Origin of the sequence: Kitasatospora sp. NPDC094019, from assembly GCF_044764505.1 — a bacterium.
Taxonomy (GTDB): domain Bacteria; phylum Actinomycetota; class Actinomycetes; order Streptomycetales; family Streptomycetaceae; genus Kitasatospora.
This window is the reverse complement of sequence record NZ_JBIWIF010000014.1, coordinates 167,332-187,785: the sequence shown is the minus strand read 5'-3', so window position 1 is coordinate 187,785 and position 20,454 is coordinate 167,332. Positions and strand designations below refer to the sequence as shown.

The window sequence follows — 20,454 nt, the reverse complement described above, 5'->3', positions numbered from 1 at the left end:
CGAGCCGTGCGCCTACTCGCCGCCGCCGAAGCGGGCGCTCCAGGCGGCCAGGTCCTCGTCCGTGATCTTCGCGAACAGCACCGGCGGCACGGTGAACGGCGTCCCCGCCGGCACCGCGTCCAGCGTCCGGGCCCCGGCCGCGTCCACCCAGTCGAGGGTGCGCGCCGGAGCGTCGCCCGGCAGCGCGAACGCCTCGCGCATCGCCTGCGCCGCCGTCGGGACGAACGGCTCGGAGACCACCGCGTACAGGTGGATCAGGTTCATCGCCGTGCGCAGCGTCAGCGCCGCCGCCTCCGGATCGGTCTTCACCTGGAGCCACGGCGCCTTCTCGTCCAGGTAGGCGTTGCCCGCGCTCCACAGCGCGCGCAGACTCTGCGTCGCCTTGCGGAAGTTGAGCGCCTCCAGCTGGGACTCGTAGTCGGCCAGCAGCTCCGCGATCTGCGCGCCCAGGCGCTCCTCGGCCTCGCCCGCGGCGTGCCCGGCGGGCACCTCGTCGCCGAACCGCTTGCGGCTGAACGACAGCACCCGGTTGACGAAGTTGCCGAGGGTGTCGGCGAGGTCCTTGTTGACCACGGAGGCGAAGAGGTCCCAGGTGAAGCTGGAGTCGTCCGACTCGGGCGCGTGCGCCATCAGGAACCAGCGCCAGTAGTCGGCCGGCAGCAGCTCCAGCGCGACGTCCGTGAAGATGCCCCGCTTCTGGCTGGTGGAGAACTTCCCGCCGTAGTACGTCAGCCAGTTGAACGCCTTGACGTAGTCGACCTTCTTCCACGGCCGGCGCGAGCCGAGCAGCGTCGCCGGGAACATCACGGTGTGGAAGGGGACGTTGTCCTTGGCCATGAACTCGGTGTGGCGGACGGTGTCGTCGGCCTCGTACCACCAGGACTTCCAGTCCCGGAGCTCGCCGGCCGGTGCCTGGTCCGCCCACTCCTTGGTCGCGCCGATGTACTCGATCGGCGCGTCGAACCAGACGTAGAAGACCTTGCCGGAGGCGGCCAGTTCCGGCCAGACATCGGCCGGCACGGGCACGCCCCACTCCAGGTCGCGGGTGATCGCGCGGTCCTGGAGGCCCTCGGTCAGCCACTTGCGGGCGATCGAGGAGGCGAGCACCGGCCACTCGTCGGCGTGCGCGGCGACCCAGTCCTCCACCTGCCCGGTCAGCTTCGACTGGAGCAGGAACAGGTGCGTGGTCTCGCGCACCTCCAGGTCGGCGCTGCCGCTGATCGCGGAGCGCGGCTCCAGCAGGTCGGTCGGGTCGAGCACCCGGGTGCAGTTCTCGCACTGGTCGCCGCGCGCCTTGTCGTAGCCGCAGTGCGGGCAGGTGCCGACGATGTAGCGGTCGGGCAGGAAGCGGCCGTCGGTGTTGGAGTACACCTGGCGGATCGCCCGCTCCTCGATGAAGCCGTTGGCGTGCAGTTCGCGCGCGATCTCCTGGGTGATCTCCCGGTTCTGCGGCGAGGAACTGCGGCCGAAGTAGTCGAACGACAGCCGGAAGCCGTCGTACACGGCCTTCTGCTGGTGGTGCGCCCGCGCGCAGAACTCGGCCACCGGCAGCCCGGCCTCCTGGGCGGCGAGTTCGGCGGGGGTGCCGTGCTCGTCGGTCGCGCAGATGTAGAGGACCTCGTGGCCGCGCCGGCGCAGGTAGCGGGAGTAGACGTCCGCAGGCAGCATGGACCCGACCATGTTGCCCAGGTGCTTGATCCCGTTGATGTACGGAAGGGCGCTGGTGATCAGGTGCCGAGCCATCCTCGGATGCTCCGATTTCTCCCGCACGCACCCCTGTTCCGGAGTGCTGTGACAGGCGCAGGCTCTGGGCAGGCGGCGGGATTCGGGCACAGTCGCCGACTCCCGGTCGGCCGGCCAGAGCGACGTTCCACTGTGGGCTGCGCAATCCTATCCATGGCCGCCCGGTGCCCTCGCTCGTATTTTTCGGCGCCCTGCGCGCCCCGGCCCCGGGCCGGAGGCGTGGGAAGTCGGACGGGCCGACTTCCCACGCGGGGGCCGGAATTGTCCGGCGACTCCTAGGCGACGAAGTGGTCGAACTCGCCGGCCTTCACGCCGAGGACGAAGGCGGCCCACTTGCGGGGGGTGGTGCGGACGACGACGGCGTCGTTCTTGGGGTCGCGGAGTTCGACCATGCCGTCGACGGTGCGGATTTCGAGGGCGTCCTCGCCCTCGCCGCCGGGGGCGGCCTTCTGCCAGGTGTCGATGTCCATGGGGACGGGTCCCTTCGGGATGGGGTCAGCTGTGGGTGAAGTGGTCGAACTCGCCGCGCTTGACGCCTTCGAGCCAGAGCGCGAACTTCGTGGGGGTGGTGGTGACGATCGATTCGGGGGCGTCGGACTCGCGGATCTCTATGCGGCCGGCGGCGGTGCGCACTTCGACGCACTGGTTGCTGTTGCCGCTTGTCGAGGACTTCTGCCAGTCGGTCATCGGGAGTGTCAGCCTTTCAGGTCCGTCATGATGCGCTTGATGAAATCGCCGGACTCCTCGGGGCCGAGAGCGAGGGAGTCGGACTCGGCGACCATGGCGCGATAGGCCGCCAAGTCCGCTTCGGAGTCGATGAACTGGGGTCCTTGGGTCAGGTCGATCTGAACGGTGTCGAGGGCGGGAACCGGGCCCCGGGCGAGGAAGAGGTCCTCGCCCGAGCCGGGATACGTGTCGACGCTGAAGGGGATCGCGCGGAGCGTGACATCGGGGCGCTCGGCATCGTCGAGCAGGCTGGCGAGCTGTTCCCGGAGGACCGAGGGGCCACCGAACTGCATCCGTAGCGCGGCTTCGTGTATGAACGCCGTGAACGGGCGGCCTGCGGAGAGGACTTGTTGGCGCTCGGTGCGGAACGCGGTCCGTACGTCGGCGTCCTGGCGCGGCAGCGGCGGGCGCAGACGGGCGAACATCGCGGCAGCGTAGCGGCTGGTCTGGAGCAGGCCCGGGATCGAGGTCGTGTTCAGGACGAGGAGTGATTCGGCGTGGTGTTCGAGTTCGGCGATGTCGAGCATTCCGGCGGGGACCCGGCCCCGGAAATGGTGCCACCAGTGCTTGCCGCGGTCCCGCGTCATCAGGGTCAGAGCCTCGACGAGCGATGGATCGGCGCACTTGCAGGCCGACGCCCAGGAGCGGAGGCGGTCGGCGCTGATACCCGATTTCCCGTTCTCCATCTGCGAGATCTTGGGGACGTCGGTGCCCAGCTCCGCCGCCATGGCCTTGGGGGTCAGGCTCGCGTGCTCGCGCAGCCTGCGCAGTTCCGAGCCGAGGCGCTGCTGGCGCACGCTGGGCGACAGGCGTGGTGGCATGCGTGTCTCTCCTCGGCCGGGGCTTTCGCTGCAGTTTGCCGCGCCGTGGACAGCGGGTCCACAGAGTAGCTCTATCGGGTGAAGTGCTCCATAAGTAGTAGCAACAATTGCCCCTTGAACCTAGTGTCATCGGCGCAGGGCAGCCTGACGGCCCGCCAAGACTCCGAAGACTGGAGACAGTCGATGTTGCTTCCACTCCTGCGCCCCCTCGACGCCGACCCCCAGCGGGAATTTCGGGTCGATCTCTTCCCGCCCGCGAGCCTCGAAACGGTGGGGGTGGTGCGGCGGCTGCTGCGCGACCTGCTGGTCACGGCCGGCGCCGATCCGGACGGGCCCTGCCTGATCCTCTCCGAACTCCTCGCGAACGCCCTGCTCCACGGCGCCGGGGCACCGTCCGTCGCACTCGAACTCCGGTGCGGCCGCCTGCACATCACCGTCGCCGACGGGTCGACCGCCGTGCCCGCGCGACCCGAGCCGGATTTGGCTCGAACGTGTGGGCGGGGGCTTGACCTCGTCGCCGCTTTGGCCGATGACTGGGGTGTGGAACTCATCGGGGTGTGCGGCAAGGCGGTCTGGGCCGTGGCGGCGGTCGATCGCTGATGGCCGTGGTGTTGCTGACCGGTCTGCTGGTCTCGGTGGTCTTCGTCGGAGTGGTGGCGCAGATCATCGCGACCCGTCAGCCGAGGGAACGACGCTCCGGCGGAGGGGACTTGGCGCCCCGCAACGACAAGTAGCGCTCAGCCCGCGGCGAGCCGCTGCTCCAGCCGACCCTTCGCCTCCGGCCACTCCTCGCGCAGCATCGAGAAGTACGCGGTGTCGCGCCAGACGCCGGTGGCGCGCCGCTTCTCACGCCGGTGGACGCCCTCGAACTGCGCGCCCAGCCGCTGGATCGCGTTGCGCGAACGGTCGTTGAGCGCGTCGGTCTTCCAGAACACCCGGCCCATCCCCAACTCCTCGAAGGCGTGGACGAGCAGCAGCAGCTTGGCCTCGGTGTTCACCGCCGTGCGCCACACCGACCGCGCGTACCAGGTGCCGCCGATCTCGACCAGCTCGTCCTCCGCGTGGAACGCGTAGTAGCCGGTGACGCCGACGGCCCGCCCGCTCGCGAGCTCGATCACGGCGAACTTCACGGCGCTCCCGGCCGCCACCTCGCCGAGCCGGACGTCCAGCATCGCGCCCAGCTCCTCCTCCGAACCCGGCGCGCTGAACGGGACCCAGCGCCACACCTCGGGGTCCGGGCCGACGGTCGCCCACAGGTCGGACAGGTGCCGCCGGTCGAGCGGCTCCAGCCGGATGTGGCTGCCGGTGAGGGTGGTGGGGGAGGGAAGCTTCGCGGTCATGATCGAAAGGTAACCCGTGTCTGCACTAGGCGCAATCGATTATTGCCTTAGTGCAAAGACCCCGGGGTAAGAGAAGAGCCCCGCGGGTCGACCCGCGGGGCCCTGCTCGGAAAGCCGTGCGGCCTAGACGAACGAGTTGATCTGGATCGTCTCGTACCGGCCCGGGCCGACGCCGATGGCGGAGATCGGCGCGCCCGACATCTCCTCCAGCGCCTTCACGTACGCCTGGGCGTTCTTCGGCAGCTCGGCGAAGGTCTTCGCCCCGCTGATGTCCTCGGTCCAGCCGGGGAGGTTCTCGTAGATCGGCTTCGCGTGGTGGAAGTCCGACTGGTTGTACGGCAGCTCCTCGACGCGCTTGCCGTCGATCTCGTACGCGACGCAGACCGGGATCTGCTCCCAGCCGGTCAGCACGTCCAGCTTGGTGAGGAAGAAGTCGGTGAGGCCGTTGACCCGGGTCGCGTAGCGGGCGATCACCGCGTCGAACCAGCCGCAGCGGCGGTCGCGGCCGGTGGTGACACCGCGCTCGCCACCGATCCGGCGCAGCGCCTCGCCGTCCGCGTCGAGCAGCTCGGTCGGGAACGGGCCGGAGCCGACGCGGGTGGTGTACGCCTTCAGGATGCCGATGACCCGGTCGATCTTCGTCGGGCCGATGCCGGCACCGGTGCAGGCGCCGCCGGCGGTCGGGTTCGACGAGGTGACGAACGGGTACGTGCCGTGGTCGACGTCCAGCAGGGTGCCCTGGCCGCCCTCCAGCAGGACGACCTTGTTCGCCTTCAGCGCCTCGTCCAGGACGAGCGTGGTGTCGGCCAGGAACGGGCGGAGCTTCTCGGCGTAGCCGAGGTACTCCTGGACCACCAGGTCGGCCGGGATGGCGCGGCGGTTGTAGAGCTTGACCAGCAGCTGGTTCTTGTCGTGCAGCGCCGCTTCGACCTTCTGGATCAGGATCGACTCGTCGAAGAGGTCCTGCACCCGGATGCCGACGCGGTTGATCTTGTCCGCGTAGGTCGGGCCGATGCCGCGGCCGGTGGTGCCGATCCGGCGCTTGCCGAGGAAGCGCTCGGTGACCTTGTCCAGGGTGCGGTGGTACGGCGTGATCAGGTGGGCGTTGCCCGAGATCAGCAGCTTGGAGGTGTCGATGCCGCGCTCGTCGAGCCCGCTGAGCTCGGAGAGCAGCACGCCCGGGTCGATCACGACGCCGTTGCCGATGACCGGCGTGACGTTCGGGCTGAGGATGCCGGAAGGCAGGAGGTGCAGCGCGTACTTCTGGTCGCCGATGACCACCGTGTGACCGGCGTTGTTGCCGCCCTGGTAGCGAACGACGTAGTCGACGGAGCCGCCGAGGAGGTCGGTCGCCTTCCCCTTGCCCTCGTCTCCCCACTGAGCGCCAACGAGCACGAGTGCCGGCACAGGCGTACACCCCTTCCGGTTGGGGCATCCTGCGTAGGCCGCAGTCTGCCCCGAGATAGACGAAGCCCCTGGCGCAATAGCGCAAGGGGCTCTTGCACCGAGAGATTACCTGAGGAAGGACCGGTTGTGTCGTCCCTGTCCACGCCCGCAACCGGCGGCCCGGAGCCGCTTCTCCTGCTCCTCGACCCGGCGGCCCGGCAGTCCGACGGGGAGTCGGTGCGGATCGCGAAGGACGTTCTCTCGGGTGGGACGGACGTCAAGGTGGCCTGTCCGGAGACGCCCTCCGAGCTCGACCGGGTGCTTTCGCACCGGGGTCGGAGGCGACCGGTGGTGATCGGTTCCGACCTCGCGCTCCAGCGGGTGCTCCAGGCGCTGTACCGCCAACGCGAGCTGGGCGCCGACCCGGTGGGCCTGGTACCGGTCGGCCGGCCGGAGGAGCTGGCGGCGGCCCGGGCGCTCGGGGTGCCGCCCGCGCCGGTCGCGGCGGCGCGGGCGGTGCTGACCGGAGCGGTCCGGAAACTGGACCTGCTGGTGGACGACGGCGGCGGGGTGGCGCTCGGCGGGGTGCGGATCTCGGGCGCCGGGGCGCGGCGGCCGGGAGGCCGTCCGGGCGGGTGGCGTTCGCTATGGGCGAAACTGGCTGCGGCCGAGCAGGCGACCGCACTCACCCCCGGACCGATCGGGGCGGCCGGGGGCGGGGAGCACCCGGGCCCGGCCGGCGGGAGCACCCGGCCGGGCCGGGCCGCGCCGACCGCCCGGCCGGACCGGACCGAGTCGGTCCGGGGCGAGCACAGCGCCCGGCTGCGGGTCGAGGCGGACGGCCGGCTGCTCGCCGACGTCCACCGGCCGGTCCGGGTGGTCCAGGTGACCCTGCCCTCCGGCGCGGCCGCGGGCGAGGGCGTGATGGAGATCGTCGTCCGCGCCCCCGGCGCCCTGCTGCGGGCCCGGGCGGCCAGCATCTCGGTGGCGGGCCGGGGCTTCGGCTACGAGGCGGACGGCCGCCCGGTCGGCCCGGTGCGGGCCCGCACCTGGACGGTCCACGCCGGGTGCTGGGGACTGCTGCTGCCGGTCACCCAGGACGCTCCCTAGCTGTCCCTGAGTCACCCCGGACCGCCCCGGGGCCGCCCCTGGGCCGTCCGTGCGGCGCGCGGCGCCGGGTGAGCAGGCTCACGTTGGGCGAACGGCGGACCAACGCCGGGAGAAGCGCCCGCCGCGCGCGGAACGCGCCAACGGGCGCGAACCGCAAGGGCAACCGCGTCGCCGCCGAATTCGGGACCGCCGAAATCCGGGTCCGGTAAGGGGTTTTGTCTACGCGCGTTACGGAGAGCGGGCCGCGCGACAGCGGCCGCCCGGGGTCCGGAAGGCCGGGCCGACTGTCCTAGACTCGAAGGCGTGCCACGTGGTGACGGAAGACTCAACCACGATCTTCTTCCCGGTGAGAAAGGCCCCCAGGACGCGTGTGGCGTCTTCGGTGTCTGGGCTCCCGGCGAGGAGGTCGCCAAGCTCACGTTCTTCGGCCTTTACGCCCTGCAGCACCGCGGTCAGGAATCCGCGGGCATCGCAGTGAGCAATGGCTCCCAGATTCTCGTCTTCAAGGACATGGGACTCGTCTCCCAGGTCTTCGACGAGGCATCCCTGGGGTCGTTGCACGGGCATATCGCCGTCGGACACGCCCGCTACTCGACCACCGGTTCCTCGGTCTGGGAGAACGCCCAGCCGACCTTCCGGGCGACCGTGCACGGCTCTCTGGCCCTCGGTCACAACGGAAACCTGGTGAACACCGCCGAACTGGCGGCCATGGTCGCCGAACTCCCCGGGGAGGAGCACGTCTCCCGCTCCGGGCGTTCGGCCGCGACCAATGACACCGACCTGGTGACCGCGCTGCTCGCCGGCCACCCGGAGCTCTCCATCGAGGAGACGGCCAAGGCCGTCCTGCCGAAGGTGAAGGGCGCGTTCTCGCTCGTCTTCATGGACGAGAACACGCTCTACGCCGCCCGGGACCCGCAGGGCATCCGCCCGCTGGTGCTGGGCCGGCTGGAGCGCGGCTGGGTGGTCGCCTCCGAGACGGCGGCGCTGGACATCTGCGGCGCCTCCTTCATCCGCGAGGTCGAGCCCGGCGAGCTCATCGCCATCGACGAGAACGGCATGCGCACCTCGCGGTTCGCCGAGGCCAAGCCCAAGGGCTGCGTCTTCGAATACGTCTACCTCGCCCGCCCGGACACCTCCATCGCCGGTCGCAACGTGCACCTCTCCCGGGTGGAGATGGGCCGTCGGCTGGCGAAGGAAGCCCCGGCCGACGCCGACCTGGTGATAGCGACGCCCGAGTCCGGGACCCCGGCCGCGATCGGCTACGCCGAGGCCAGCGGGATCCCGTACGGCTCCGGCCTGGTGAAGAACGCCTACGTGGGCCGCACCTTCATCCAGCCCAGCCAGACCATCCGCCAGCTCGGCATCCGGCTGAAGCTGAACCCGCTGCGCGAGGTCATCCAGGGCAAGCGCCTGGTCGTCGTGGACGACTCGATCGTCCGCGGCAACACCCAGCGCGCGCTGGTGAAGATGCTCCGCGAGGCGGGCGCGGCCGAGGTCCACATCCGGATCTCCTCCCCGCCGGTCAAGTGGCCGTGCTTCTTCGGCATCGACTTCGCGACCCGCGCGGAACTGATCGCCAATGGCATGACGATCGAGGAGATCGGCCGCACCCTCGGCGCGGACTCGCTCTCCTACATCTCGATCGACGGCATGATCGAGGCCACCAAGCAGCCGAAGGACCGGCTCTGCCGGGCCTGCTTCGACGGCGAGTACCCGATGGAGCTGCCCGACCCGGCGCTGCTCGGCAAGCTGCTGCTGGAGGCCGAGATCAAGGGCAGCCAGCAGGCCCCCGCGGTCCGCGGCAAGCCGACCAGCGGCAGCGACCTGGACGGCGTCCAGTCGCTGCTCGGCGGGGCGGGCGCGGCCGACGCGCTGCGCCGCCCGTAAGAACCCTGGGTGGGGTCCCGCGAACCGGGGCCCCACCGCTGTTCCGTCCCCCACCACAGACCCGAAAGGGCCGCACAGCAGTGACTACCGACCAGAACGGTGCCACCTACGCCGCCGCCGGCGTCGACATCGAGGCGGGCGACCGCGCCGTCGAGCTCATGAAGCAGTGGGTGAAGAAGGCCAACCGCCCCGAGGTGGTCGGCGGTCTCGGCGGCTTCGCCGGCCTCTTCGACGTCTCCGCCTTCAAGAACTACGAGCGGCCCCTGCTGGCCTCGGCCACCGACGGGGTGGGGACCAAGGTGGCCATCGCGGCCGCCATGGACAAGCACGACACCATCGGCCACGACCTGGTCGGCATGGTCGTGGACGACATCGTGGTCTGCGGCGCCGAGCCGCTGTTCATGACCGACTACATCTGCGTCGGCAAGGTCGTCCCGGAGCGGGTCGCCGCGATCGTCAAGGGCATCGCCGAGGGCTGCGCCCTGGCCGGCTGCGCCCTGGTCGGCGGCGAGACCGCCGAGCACCCGGGCCTGCTCGGGCCGGACGAGTACGACGTCGCGGGCGCCGGCACCGGCGTGGTCGAGGCGGACGCGCTGCTGGGCGCCGAGCGCGTCCGGGCCGGTGACGTGGTGATCGCGATGGCCGCCTCCGGCCTGCACTCCAACGGCTACTCGCTGGTCCGGCACGTGCTGCTGAACCAGGCCGGCTGGAAGCTGGACCGCAAGGTCGAGGAGTTCGGCCGCACGCTCGGCGAGGAGCTGCTGGAGCCGACCCGGATCTACTCGCTGGACTGCCTGGCGCTGATCCGGGCCGCCGAGGTGCACGCCTTCTCGCACGTCACCGGTGGCGGCCTGGCGGCCAACCTGGCCCGGGTGATCCCGGCCGGGCTGCACGCCCGCCTGGACCGCGGCACCTGGACCCCGCTGCCGGTCTTCCGGACCGTCGCCGAGGTCGGCAAGGTGGCCACGCTGGAGATCGAGAAGACGCTCAACATGGGTGTCGGCATGGTCGCGGTCGTCCCGGCGCACTCGGTCGACACCGTGCTGTCGGTCCTGGAGGACCGGGGCGTGGAGTCCTGGGTGCTGGGCGACATCGTCGACCGCACCGCCGAGCACGCGGACGGCGCGGCCCTCTACAACGCCTACGAGGGCTTCGTGGCCGGCTGAGCACGGCGCGGCGTGAACACGGGAGGGCCCCGTCGGCAGCGAGCCGGCGGGGCCTTCGCGCAGGGTCCTCGGGAGGGGGCCGCGTGCGAGGTTCTCGTGCGGGGTTCTCGTCCAGGTCTCCGGGCGGGGCCCGGAGCGTGCGGGTCTTCGGGACCCTCGCACGGGCGGCCCGCAGGAGTGCGGGAACGCCGAAGACCGGCCTGGTGCCCGAGGCACCGGCCGGTCCGGTCAGACTGGGAGACTACGCGCGGCGGTGGGCCCTGGAGGGCCCGGTACCCGACTCTGCGTCGTCGTCCTCGTCGTCACCGGCGTAACGAGCCGCGTACTCCGCGTAGGGATCGTCGTCCTCCTCGTCCTCCTCGATCGGCTCCGGCTCGATCGGGGAGGTGGAGGGCGATACGCCCAGCTCGCTGGAGAGACGATTGGCGTCGAACCCGCCGCTGTTGTACTTCAGCTCGCGGGCGACCTTCGTCTGCTTGGCCTTGGCCCGGCCGCGCCCCATGGGTCGACCCCCTCAACGATGGGGCTCACGGCCCCGAGTCTGACACGTGTTCATGATCAAGAGCGGCCTGCCCGAATGGGGAGGACCGTCCCTTGGAGCATTAACGGTACCTGTTTCTGCCGCTGGACGGTACGTCGTCGGTGTGACGTGGCGCGCACCGGCCGCACCCGCGACCAGGTCGTCCCAGGTCAGGGGAGGTTTTGCGGCTTTTTGCACGCTGTCCGGAGGTGTCTCGGGTCCGTTGTTCCCGGATCGATTATCCCCCCTAGGGGGGCTTCGGATCACCCGATCGGAGGCAGAATCGAGAATCCGGTTCCACATCGTGATGCGCGGGGGACGGCGGCCGCCCGTCCCCCGCGCACACCGGTCCGGATCAGCCCCGGCGGGCACCCGGCAGCAGCACCGAGCGCAGCGCGCTGATCTCGCGCATCCGCTTCTCCGCGAGGCGGTCGGCCGCGACGGCCGGCGGCACGCCGTCGGCGGCGGCCCGGGTGAAGATCTCCAGGGTGGTGTCGAAGATCTTCGTCGCCTTGTTCTTGGCGCGCTCGAAGTTGAAGCCCTCGATCTCGTCGGCGACCTGGATGACGCCGCCGGAGTTCACCAGGTAGTCCGGGGCGTAGAGCAGGCCGCGGTCGGCGAGGTCCTTCTCGACGCCCGGGTGGGCCAGCTGGTTGTTGGCGGCGCCGCAGACGACCGAGGTGCCGAACTCGCCCAGCGCGGCCACGGTGTCGTCGGTCAGGGCGCCACCGAGCGCGCAGGGGGCGTAGACGTCCAGCTTGGCCTGGAGCAGCGCGGTGGTGTCGGCGACGACCTCCACGTCCGGGTGGGCCGCCCGCACGCGGTTGACGGCGGTCTCGAAGGGGTCGGTGACGACCACGGTGGCGCCGTCCGCGACCAGGTGGCCGACCAGGTAGTGGCCGACCTTGCCGACGCCGGCGACGCCGACCCGCTTGCCGCGCAGGGTCGGCTGGCCCCAGCGGGCCTGGGCCGAGGCGCGCATGCCCTGGAAGACGCCGAAGGCGGTGAGGATGGAGGAGTCGCCGGCGCCGCCGTGCTCCGGGGAGCGGCCGGTGACGAAGTCGGTCTCGCGCGCCACGACGTCCATGTCCTGGACGTAGGTGCCCACGTCGCAGGCGGTGATGTAGCGGCCGCGCAGCGACTCGACGAAGCGGCCGTAGGCGCGGAGCATCGCCTCGTTCTTGTCCTTGTTCGGGTCGCCGATGATGACGGCCTTGCCGCCGCCGAGGTCGAGGCCGGCCAGCGCGTTCTTGTAGGACATGCCGCGGGAGAGGTTGAGCGCGTCCTCCAGCGCCGCCTCCTCGGAGGCGTAGGGGAAGAACCGGGTGCCGCCGAGGGCCGGGCCGAGGGCGGTGGAGTGGATGGCGATGATCGCCTTCAGTCCGGAGGAGCGGTCGTGGCAGAGCACGACCTGCTCGTGGCCGTCGCCGGTGGCGCCGTCCTGGGAGTTGCCGAAGATCCTGCCGAGCACGCCGGGTGCGGAGTGCGTGGTGGCGGCGGTCTGTACGTCGGTCACTGTGGTGACTCCAGTATTCGAGGCCCGCTGCGGTGGTGCGGGCGCCTAGGGCGAAGCGTAGTCGCGCGGGCCCCGCCGGTCGGCCGCCTTGGCGAAGCTCGGTCCCGCTGTCCGGATGCTGGGACGGCAGGGCCGCCAGCAGCCCGTTCGCGCACTTCGGGTGCGTCCGCGAACGGGCCGCCGCAGGACCGGTCCGACCGGTCACTCCCGGGCGGCGGGGGGTGCGTGGGACGATGCAGGGCGTGACCGTCGTCCGTACCTCCGTGCTGCCGCCCTACGCCGCGCACCTGCGGGTCTACGAGCCGCTGGCCGCCTACCCGGAGCCCGAGCGGGCGCGCTGGCAGGCGTACGCGGCGGAGCACGGGCCGGACGCGCCCGAGGCGGGCCGCTCGGTGGCCGCGGCGGCCCTCGCGGAACAGCGCTCGGCCCTGGCCGAGTTGATCGGCCGGACCCCGCGCGCGCTGCCGGACCGGGAGGCCGAGCGGGCCTTCGTCCGGCTGGTGGACGGGGTGCTGTACGTCTGCCCGTGGGCGACCAGGCTGCGCACCTGGCAGGCGCTGGAGGAGTTGCGGGCGGGGGCGCCGGTGACGCTGCTGGACACCGCGCTGCCGCCGGCCACCCGGGAGGTGGCGGAGGCGGACCGGGAGCGCTGGCGGGCCGACCACCCGGACGCCCGGCCGTGGATCCTCACCAGCCGCTGGGAGGTGCCGGTCCGGTGGTTCCTCCCGTTCGGGGACGAGGATCGATGCTTCGTTCCCGCAGAGAGGGGGGAGAAGGGGGAGGAAGGGGAACGGGGGGACGGGGCGTCACTGTTCTATCTGACGCCCATGGCGCAGGCGCGCCGCCGGGTGGCCCGGGCATACCGGGCGCTGCGCGAGGCGGTGCCGGAAGGGGAGCTGGTGCGGGGGGCCGAGCAGGTCGGGCGATGGCTGGAGGAGTTCCATCCGCGGTCGCTGGTGGAACTGGACTACGGGGGACTGGTGCATCTGCTGGGGCCGGAGCGGCTGCTGGCGGACCGTTCGGCGGGGGAGCTGGAGGACGGGCTGCGGGCGCTGCGGGCGGGGGACTCGGAGGAGGCGCTGCGCGCGTACGAGGCGCTGACGGGGCGCTGGCGGCGGGTGCTGGCGCTGCGCCATGCGAACTGAGCGGCCGGAGCCGCCGCGAGGGCCGGCCCGGGGCGGTGGGCGGACCGGGCCGAGGCGGCGTCATCGCTGGCCGCCCGGGGTGTCGGTGGTACTTGTAAGACTGTAAGAGTCCTACGGCCCGAGCTGCATGACCAAGGTCCTGGTTCGGGTCAATACCTGCCGAACGTGACACTACTCACCGTTGACGCGAACTTACCCCTATGTGCAAAAATGGGACAACCAGCCCAACTTCACGCGGGCATGCCCACTTTTGGGTGGTTCTGGAGTCGATGCGTGCTTTGCGGCGAAACAGAGGGTCTGGTCCGCTCGTAACCGAATGTCACTATAAGGTGACTGCCCGTTATGGGGTGGTCCATCGCCATCCGTCGGCCTTGAACCCGTGAGGGGTCAATTTTGGCGGTTTGGTCGATAGGGCTGGACGGATGGTGTAGTTGTAGACACCAGGACAAGCCGTTCGTCCTATAACCGACTCGGCCCGTCTATGCCATTTCGGGCATCGCGGGCCAAGGTGCAGAATTTGAAGGATAGAACCGCCCTGGTTCGGTTCTCCCGAGGAGGCCGCTCATGACCGCTCGTACCCCCGATGCCGAACCTCTGCTGACGCCGGCAGAGGTCGCCACCATGTTCCGTGTGGATCCCAAGACCGTGACGCGCTGGGCCAAGGCCGGCAAGCTCACGTCCATCCGCACGCTGGGCGGGCACCGCCGATACCGTGAGGCGGAGGTGCGCGCCCTGCTGGCCGGTATTCCGGCCCAGCGAACCGAGGTCTGACAGAGCCTCGCTCAAGGCTCTTCGAAAGGGGCTGCTTACCGGACTCCGCCGGGTCCGGTAAGCAGCCCCTTTTTCTGTCCCGGCGCACTTCTTCTACAGCCCTGTCGAACCGACCGCTCCCGCCTCCGGATCGCCTGTCGTACTCGCGCGATCCACCGGAATGTTGAACTCCGGATAACGATTCGATGGTGAGGAGGTGGGGGGGATTTACTGTGAATAACAGTACAATTTTACATATTAAATTAACGGGTACGAGGAAGGGTGATCGAACGGTCGGTTCCCGGAGGGGGTGCGTGACGACCGTCACGCGGGCGTTCGCTTGTGGTCCGGGCCCACTCCGGGATAAAGGAGTGGCCGGTGAAACGCGAGAGGCCCGGAACCAAACGGTTCCGGGCCTCTCGGCTACGGCGATCCTGACGGGACTTGAACCCGCGACCTCCACCTTGACAGGGTGGCGAGCTAACCAACTGCTCCACAGGACCAGAGTGTTTCCTGATCTGTCCGCTTCGCTTGCCGCGCTGCGAACAAGACAGACTGTAGCCCATGCGGGGCCCCCAGGTCGAACCGGCTCCCGGGGGCCTCCTCCGGCCCGTCCGCAGCTCAGGCGGGCCGGAGGAGGCCGAGGGGTCAGAGCGTGGCCCTGGCCGCCTCCATGGCCTTCAGGATCCGCTTCTCCGAGACGGGCGACGGGGTGCCCAGCGACTGGGCGAAGAAGCTGACCCGCAGCTCCTCGATCATCCACCGGATCGCCAGCACCTCGGCGGAGGGCTGCCGCCCGGCCGGCACGGCCGCCAGCAGCTCGCCGTACGCCTGCTGGACCTGCTGCACCTTCAGCAACTGCTGGGTGTCCCGCTGCGGATGGTTGGGCAGCGCCTCCAGCCGCCGGTCCACCGCCAGCAGGTAGCGCTTGAGGTCCGGCAGCCGCTGCCAGCCGGTCGCCGTGACGAAGCCCGGGTGCACCAGCGAGGCCAGGTGCAGCCGGATGTCGTTCACCGCGTTCAGCAGCACCGGGCTGCTCACCGCCTTCAGCCGGGTGGTCGCCCGGTGGAAGGCGATCAGTGCCGTCGCCGTCTTCAGCGTGGTGTCCGCCGAGAGCTCGTACAGGTCCGCCCTGACCTTGTCGCGCAGCGCCGCGAACGCCGCCTCGTCCCAGGCCGGACCGCCGGCCCGGGCCATCAGCCGGTCCGCCGCGCAGGCCACCACGTCCTCGAACAGCGCCGGGACCGAGCCGTGCGGGTTGTACGACAGCGCCAGCTTGGCCTGGTTGCCCAGCCGGCCCTGGATCGACTTGGCGGGCGAGTTGGTGGAGAGCACCAGCAGCCGCCGGGTGCCCTCCCACATCGCCCGCTCCTGCGCCTCCGGGGTGTCGAACAGCTTCACCCCGACCGACTCGCCCTCGTCCACCAGCGCCGGGTAGGCGCGCAGCGAATGGCCCCGGGAGCGCTGCTCGAAGGTCCGCTGGAGCACCGGCAGCCCGGCCGGCCAGGCGGTCAGCCCGGACTGCTCGATGCCCCGGCCGGAGGCGGCCGAGGAGAGCGTCTCCTTCAGCTTCGGTTCGAGCCGCAGCCGCAGCTCCTCCAGGTCCTTGGACTCGGCGAGCTTCTTGCGCCCGTCCACCACCCGGAAGGTCACCTTGAGGTGCTCCGGGACCCGCTCCTCGTCCCAGGCCGTCGGGGGCACGGTGACCGCCGTCAGGCGCTTCAGGACGTGCTCCAGGGCCGGCAGCAGCGGCTCCTGCCGCTCCTGGTGGTTCCTCAGCTCGCGCAGCGCCGCGCGGGCGAAGTCCGGGGCGGGCACGAAGTTGCGCCGCACCGCCTTCGGCAGCGACTTGATCCAGGCCGTCACCAGCTCCTCGCGCAGGCCCGGGATCTGCCAGTCGAAGCCCTCCGCGGTGACCTGGTTGAGCACCGGCAGCGGGATGTGGACGGTGACGCCGTCCGCGTCGCTGCCCGGCTCGAACTGGTAGGTGAGGACGAACCGCAGCTTGCCCTGCTGCCAGTGGTCCGGGTAGTCGGCCTCGGCGACGCCGCCCGCGGCGTCGTTGATCAGCATCGACTTCTCGAAGTTGAGCAGGTCGGGCTGCTCGTGCCGGGCCTTCTTCCACCAGGCGTCGAAGTGCCGGGTGGAGACGATGTCCTCGGGCAGCCGGCCGTCGTAGAACTCGAACAGGGTCTGGTCGTCGACCATGATGTCCCGGCGCCGGGCCCGGTTCTCCAGCTCCTCGACCTCGCCGAGCAGCTTGCGGTTCTCCGCGAAGAAGCGGTGGTGGGTCTCCCAGTCGCCCTCGACCAGGGCGTTGCGGATGAACAGCTCCCGGCAGAGCTCCGGGTCGATCCGGCCGTAGTTGACCTTCCGCGCGGCGACGATCGGCACCCCGTAGAGGGTGACCTTCTCGAAGGCCAGCACGGCCCCGGACTTCTTCTCCCAGTGCGGCTCGCTGTAGCCGCGCTTCACCAGGTGCGCGGCCAGCGGCTCGACCCACTCGGGCTCGATCTTCGCGTTGATCCGGGCCCAGAGCCGGGAGGTCTCCACCAGCTCGGCCGACATCACCCAGCGCGGCGGCTTCTTGAACAGGCCCGAACCGGGGAAGACCGCGAACCGGGCGCCCCGCGCGCCGCCGTACTCCCGCTTCTCCACGTCGAACAGCCCGATGTGCGAGAGCAGGCCGGCCAGCAGGGACTGGTGGATCCGGTCCGCGTCCGGCTCGGCGTCCTCGTGCGCCTCCTCGATCGTGACACCCAGCTGCTTGGCGACCGTGCGGAGCTGGGAGTAGATGTCCTGCCACTCCCGTATCCGCAGGTAGTTGAGGAACTCGGTCCTGCACATCCGGCGGAACGCGGAGGAGGAGAGCTCGCGCTGCTGCTCCCGCACATAGCGCCACATGGCGAGGTAGGAGAGGAAGTCGGAGGTCTCGGAGCCGAACCGGCGGTGCCGCTCGTCGGCGGCCTGGCGCTTCTCGGCCGGGCGCTCGCGCGGGTCCTGGATGGAGAGCGCGGCGGCGATCACCATGACGTCCCGCACGCACCCGTTCCGGTCCGCCTCCAGCACCATCCGGGCCATCCGCGGGTCCACCGGGAGCTGGGCCAGCTGGCGGCCGAGCGGGGTGAGCCGCTTGCGGACGTCCTTCTCGGCCGGGTCGAGCGCGCCCAGCTCGTGCAGCAGGCTGATGCCGTCCTTGATGTTGCGCGAGTCCGGCGGGTCCAGGAACGGGAAGGCGGCGATGTCGCCGAGGCCGGCGGCGGTCATCTGGAGGATGACCGAGGCGAGGTTGGTGCGCAGGATCTCGGCGTCCGTGAACTCGGGGCGGGAGAGGAAGTCCTCCTCCGAGTAGAGCCGGATGCAGATGCCGTCCGAGGTACGGCCGCAGCGGCCCTTGCGCTGGTTGGCGCTGGCCTGGCTGATCGCCTCGATCGGCAGCCGCTGGACCTTGGTGCGGTGGCTGTAGCGGGAGATCCGGGCGCTGCCCGGGTCGATCACGTACTTGATGCCGGGGACGGTGAGGCTGGTCTCGGCGACGTTGGTGGCCAGCACGATCCGGCGCGAGGAGGAGCGCTGGAACACCTTGTGCTGCTCGGCCGAGCTCAGCCGGGCGTAGAGCGGCAGGATCTCGGTGTGCTTCAGCCCGAGCTTGCCGAGCGCGTCCGCGGTGTCCCGGATCTCCCGCTCGCCGGAGAGGAACACCAGGATGTCGCCCGGGCCCTCGGCCTGGAGCTCCTCGGCGGCGTCGCAGATCGCCTGGATCTGGTCCCGCTCGCGGTCGACCTCGTCGGCGTCGTCCTCGTCGTTCTCGTCCACGATCGGGCGGTAGCGGACCTCGACCGGATAGGTGCGGCCGGAGACCTCGACGATCGGGGCGTCCTCGAAGTGCCGGGCGAACCGCTCGGGGTCGATGGTCGCCGAGGTGATGATCACCTTGAGGTCGGGGCGGCGGGGCAGCAGCTGCTTGAGGTAGCCGAGCAGGAAGTCGATGTTGAGGCTGCGCTCGTGCGCCTCGTCGATGATCAGGGTGTCGTACTGGCGGAGCTCGCGGTCGGTCTGCACCTCCGCGAGCAGGATGCCGTCGGTCATCAGCTTGACCAGGGTGTCCGGGCCGACCTGGTCGGTGAACCGGACCTTCCAGCCGACCGCCCCGCCGAGCGGGCTGTCCAACTCCTCGGCCACCCGCTCCGCCACCGTGCGGGCGGCGATCCGGCGGGGCTGGGTGTGGCCGATCAGACCCCGTACACCGCGGCCCAGCTCCAGACAGATCTTGGGGATCTGGGTGGTCTTGCCGGAACCGGTCTCACCGGCCACGATCACCACCTGGTGGTCGCGGACGGCTTCGAGGATCTCGTCCTTCTTCTGGCTGACCGGGAGCTCGGCCGGGTACCGGATCGCCGGCACCGCCGCGCGCCGGCGCTCGACCAGCAGCTCGGCCTTCCCGATGTCGGCGGCGATCTCGGCGGCGATCTGCGCGCGGGCCCCGTCCTTGCGGACCCGGCGGGCGCCCTCCAGACGGCGGCCGATCCGGACCTGGTCGCGCAGGGTCAGCTCGGGCAGGCGCGCGGCCAGCTCGCCGATGCCGGGTGCGTCGCTCCGGGCGGGCTCGGCGGCGGACTGGACTGCGGGAGAACTCACGGCGGACATCCCTCTAGGTTCGCAAGGAGGGGCGGCGGAGCGCACCTCGGTTTTCGAGCGCCTCCAGTGTCACAGGGGACGCCCGTCCGCTGCCAACGGCGGCCCGGCACGGCGGGGAACCGTCCGGAGCGGGGCGGTCGCGGTGGGTGACGGGATCGGTCGGCGCGGCTGCCGGAGGCCGCCGGAGGACGGCGGCGAGCGGGCGGCGGGAGAGGGAGCGCGGCGCGACGGCGGCGGCTACCGGAGGTAGACCACGGCGCCGACGCCGGTGATGGCCAGGGTGACGAGGACGGCGGCCGCGGTCACGGTGATCCGGTCCCGGAACCGCCGGACGGGTTCGACCCGGGCTGCGGCCTCGGTGCTCAGCTCCCACCAGTTGCGGACCCGGTGGAACTGCTCGTCGAAGTCCGGCGACGGGTACAGGTCGCTGTGCAGCAGGCCGGGCAGCGTCCGGCGCCGCCCGCCGGCCAGGAACATCCGCACCTGCGAGGTGCTGTCGCCCTGCCCCTCGACCGTGCGGACGTCGATCCAGCGGATCCGGTCCCAGGCGTAGGTGCGGCCGCGCCCGAGGCCCCAGCAGATGGTGATGCCCTCGGGGCCGACCCTGCTCCAGCTGCGGACCGTGACCCACAGGCCCAGGCCGGAGAGCAGGAGCGTGCCGCCGGCGAGCCAGAGGAAGCCCACCGGGCCGAGCCGGTACACGGCGGCGAAGCCCTGGACGGTCAGTACGACGAGCAGGACCGCCAGGTGCGACCAGGAGGGGCGGTAGCGGTCCCTCCCCCGGAATATCAGTTCGTCCACGCCGGGGACCCTACGCCTCGGATGACGGGCTGTCAGGGTCGGGGGCGGGACGGGGGCCGGGGCCGTCCGGCCGGGGTCACGCCACTCATCTGGCGTGACCCCGGGGGGGCGACAATCCCTAGCCCTCCTGGAGGACGAACTCGCGGACGAGGCGGGACCACTCGGCGCCCTGCTCGTAGACGACCACGTGGCCGCTGTCGATCTCCGCGTAGGTGCTGCCGGCGATGGCGTCGGCCAGCTCGCGGGAGAGGCCGACCGGGACGGTGGCGTCCTGGGTGCAGCCGATCACCAGGGTGCGGGCGGTGATCCGGGGCAGCAGCGGGCGGATGTCGGCGCTCAGGTTGAGGTCGATGTGGCGCAGCGCGCCCTCGGTGGGCTCGTTGCCCTTGATGATGCCTTCGAGCGCGTCGGGCTCCAGCGAGTTCAGGTGGTCGCGGCTGAACGCGGTCAGGGTTCCGAACCGGCCGAACGCCTCGGCGTCGCCGCTGATGGCGCGCCAGGTGGTCATGTGGTTGCGCAGGTAGGCGTCGTCGGGACGGCTCCAGCCGGCGGTGAGCACCAGGCTGCGCACCAGTTCGGGGCGGAGCGCGGCGAGGGTCGCGGCGACGACCGAGCCGAGCGAGAAGCCGACCACGTCGGCCGGGCCGTCGCCGGCCGCCTCGATCACGGCGGCGATCTGCTCGGCCAGCAGCTCGGGGGTCAGCTCCCGGCCGTCGTCCTCGGTGTCGCCGCAGCCGGCGAAGTCCGGCAGCAGGACGGTGCGGGAGTCGGTGAAGTCACCGGTGAGGTGGCCGAAGGTGCCCCCGGCGCCGAAGCCGGTGCCGTGCACGAAGACCAGGGACGGGTGGCCGGAGCCCTCCACGGTGTAGGAGACGCGGGCGCTGGGGCTGGCGGCGAAGGGCATG

The 20,454-nt window shown here is 71.0% G+C and carries 18 protein-coding genes and 1 tRNA gene; 7 read left to right on the top strand and 12 right to left on the bottom strand.

Annotated elements, in window-relative coordinates:
• Positions 1 to 12 precede the first annotated feature (12 nt).
• From metG to ACIQ9P_RS28230, 4 genes are all read right to left on the bottom strand, one after another.
• On the bottom strand, positions 13 to 1,743 hold the full coding sequence (gene metG, locus ACIQ9P_RS28245; RefSeq protein WP_402361949.1) for a methionine--tRNA ligase: 1,731 nt from the start codon (positions 1,741 to 1,743) through the stop codon (positions 13 to 15).
• A gap of 275 nt (positions 1,744 to 2,018) precedes the next feature.
• Positions 2,019 to 2,213, bottom strand: a complete 195-nt coding sequence (locus ACIQ9P_RS28240) for a DUF397 domain-containing protein (RefSeq protein WP_402361946.1) — start codon at positions 2,211 to 2,213, stop codon at positions 2,019 to 2,021.
• Between the two features lie 25 nt (positions 2,214 to 2,238).
• Positions 2,239 to 2,430 (bottom strand): DUF397 domain-containing protein, encoded by a 192-nt coding sequence (locus tag ACIQ9P_RS28235; protein ID WP_402361943.1) that lies wholly within the window; start codon positions 2,428 to 2,430, stop codon positions 2,239 to 2,241.
• 8 nt (positions 2,431 to 2,438) lie between these two features.
• Positions 2,439 to 3,290, bottom strand: a complete 852-nt coding sequence (locus ACIQ9P_RS28230) for a helix-turn-helix domain-containing protein (protein WP_402361940.1) — start codon at positions 3,288 to 3,290, stop codon at positions 2,439 to 2,441.
• Between the two features lie 183 nt (positions 3,291 to 3,473).
• Here ACIQ9P_RS28230 and ACIQ9P_RS28225 point away from each other — a divergent pair, with 183 nt between their 5' ends.
• Together ACIQ9P_RS28225 and ACIQ9P_RS28220 are read left to right on the top strand one after the other, a co-directional pair.
• The gene (locus tag ACIQ9P_RS28225) at positions 3,474 to 3,890 is read left to right on the top strand and encodes an ATP-binding protein (protein WP_402361938.1); all 417 of its coding nucleotides are present in this window, start codon (positions 3,474 to 3,476) and stop codon (positions 3,888 to 3,890) included.
• A complete protein-coding gene (locus tag ACIQ9P_RS28220) occupies positions 3,890 to 4,024 on the top strand; it encodes a hypothetical protein (RefSeq protein ID WP_402361935.1) in 135 nt (44 codons plus the stop codon). The genes ACIQ9P_RS28225 and ACIQ9P_RS28220 overlap by 1 nt, the downstream gene beginning before the upstream one ends.
• Before the next feature lie 3 nt (positions 4,025 to 4,027).
• On the opposite strand, the gene ACIQ9P_RS28215 is transcribed toward ACIQ9P_RS28220, so the two are convergent.
• Both ACIQ9P_RS28215 and ACIQ9P_RS28210 read right to left on the bottom strand, forming a co-directional pair.
• Positions 4,028 to 4,630, bottom strand: a complete 603-nt coding sequence (locus tag ACIQ9P_RS28215) for a GNAT family N-acetyltransferase (RefSeq protein WP_402361932.1) — start codon at positions 4,628 to 4,630, stop codon at positions 4,028 to 4,030.
• Positions 4,631 to 4,753: 123 nt separating this feature from the next.
• Complete coding sequence (locus ACIQ9P_RS28210; protein ID WP_030392265.1) at positions 4,754 to 6,037, bottom strand: adenylosuccinate synthase; 1,284 nt, start codon at positions 6,035 to 6,037, stop codon at positions 4,754 to 4,756.
• 126 nt (positions 6,038 to 6,163) lie between these two features.
• On the opposite strand from ACIQ9P_RS28210, the gene ACIQ9P_RS28205 reads away from it, so the two are divergent.
• From ACIQ9P_RS28205 to purM, 3 genes are all read left to right on the top strand, one after another.
• Complete coding sequence (locus ACIQ9P_RS28205; RefSeq protein WP_402361929.1) at positions 6,164 to 7,126, top strand: diacylglycerol kinase; 963 nt, start codon at positions 6,164 to 6,166, stop codon at positions 7,124 to 7,126.
• A gap of 303 nt (positions 7,127 to 7,429) precedes the next feature.
• Positions 7,430 to 9,013: an amidophosphoribosyltransferase gene (gene purF, locus ACIQ9P_RS28200; protein ID WP_402361926.1), complete on the top strand. Its 1,584-nt coding sequence runs from the start codon at positions 7,430 to 7,432 to the stop codon at positions 9,011 to 9,013.
• Positions 9,014 to 9,093: 80 nt separating this feature from the next.
• Positions 9,094 to 10,179, top strand: a complete 1,086-nt coding sequence (gene purM, locus ACIQ9P_RS28195; protein WP_045941017.1) for a phosphoribosylformylglycinamidine cyclo-ligase — start codon at positions 9,094 to 9,096, stop codon at positions 10,177 to 10,179.
• Between the two features lie 241 nt (positions 10,180 to 10,420).
• On the opposite strand, the gene ACIQ9P_RS28190 is transcribed toward purM, so the two are convergent.
• Entirely contained in the window at positions 10,421 to 10,681 is a 261-nt protein-coding gene (locus ACIQ9P_RS28190; protein ID WP_402361923.1) for a DUF3073 domain-containing protein, read from the bottom strand.
• A 373-nt stretch (positions 10,682 to 11,054) separates the two neighbouring features.
• Positions 11,055 to 12,215, bottom strand: coding sequence for a Glu/Leu/Phe/Val dehydrogenase dimerization domain-containing protein (locus ACIQ9P_RS28185; RefSeq protein ID WP_402361920.1), 1,161 nt, complete (start codon positions 12,213 to 12,215; stop codon positions 11,055 to 11,057).
• Positions 12,216 to 12,448: 233 nt separating this feature from the next.
• Here ACIQ9P_RS28185 and ACIQ9P_RS28180 point away from each other — a divergent pair, with 233 nt between their 5' ends.
• Both ACIQ9P_RS28180 and bldC read left to right on the top strand, forming a co-directional pair.
• Positions 12,449 to 13,360: a hypothetical protein gene (locus tag ACIQ9P_RS28180; protein ID WP_402361917.1), complete on the top strand. Its 912-nt coding sequence runs from the start codon at positions 12,449 to 12,451 to the stop codon at positions 13,358 to 13,360.
• A 564-nt stretch (positions 13,361 to 13,924) separates the two neighbouring features.
• Positions 13,925 to 14,131 (top strand): developmental transcriptional regulator BldC, encoded by a 207-nt coding sequence (bldC, locus tag ACIQ9P_RS28175; RefSeq protein ID WP_030459248.1) that lies wholly within the window; start codon positions 13,925 to 13,927, stop codon positions 14,129 to 14,131.
• 408 nt (positions 14,132 to 14,539) lie between these two features.
• On the opposite strand, the gene ACIQ9P_RS28170 is transcribed toward bldC, so the two are convergent.
• The 4 genes from ACIQ9P_RS28170 to ACIQ9P_RS28155 all read right to left on the bottom strand — a co-directional run bounded on the left by ACIQ9P_RS28170 (position 14,540) and on the right by ACIQ9P_RS28155 (position 20,453).
• Positions 14,540 to 14,613, bottom strand: a tRNA-Asp gene (locus ACIQ9P_RS28170).
• A gap of 145 nt (positions 14,614 to 14,758) precedes the next feature.
• Complete coding sequence (hrpA, locus tag ACIQ9P_RS28165) at positions 14,759 to 18,757, bottom strand: ATP-dependent RNA helicase HrpA (protein WP_402361914.1); 3,999 nt, start codon at positions 18,755 to 18,757, stop codon at positions 14,759 to 14,761.
• 228 nt (positions 18,758 to 18,985) lie between these two features.
• Positions 18,986 to 19,549, bottom strand: a complete 564-nt coding sequence (locus ACIQ9P_RS28160) for a hypothetical protein (RefSeq protein ID WP_402361911.1) — start codon at positions 19,547 to 19,549, stop codon at positions 18,986 to 18,988.
• Between the two features lie 118 nt (positions 19,550 to 19,667).
• A complete protein-coding gene (locus ACIQ9P_RS28155) occupies positions 19,668 to 20,453 on the bottom strand; it encodes an alpha/beta fold hydrolase (protein ID WP_402361908.1) in 786 nt (261 codons plus the stop codon).
• Position 20,454: the final 1 nt, after the last annotated feature.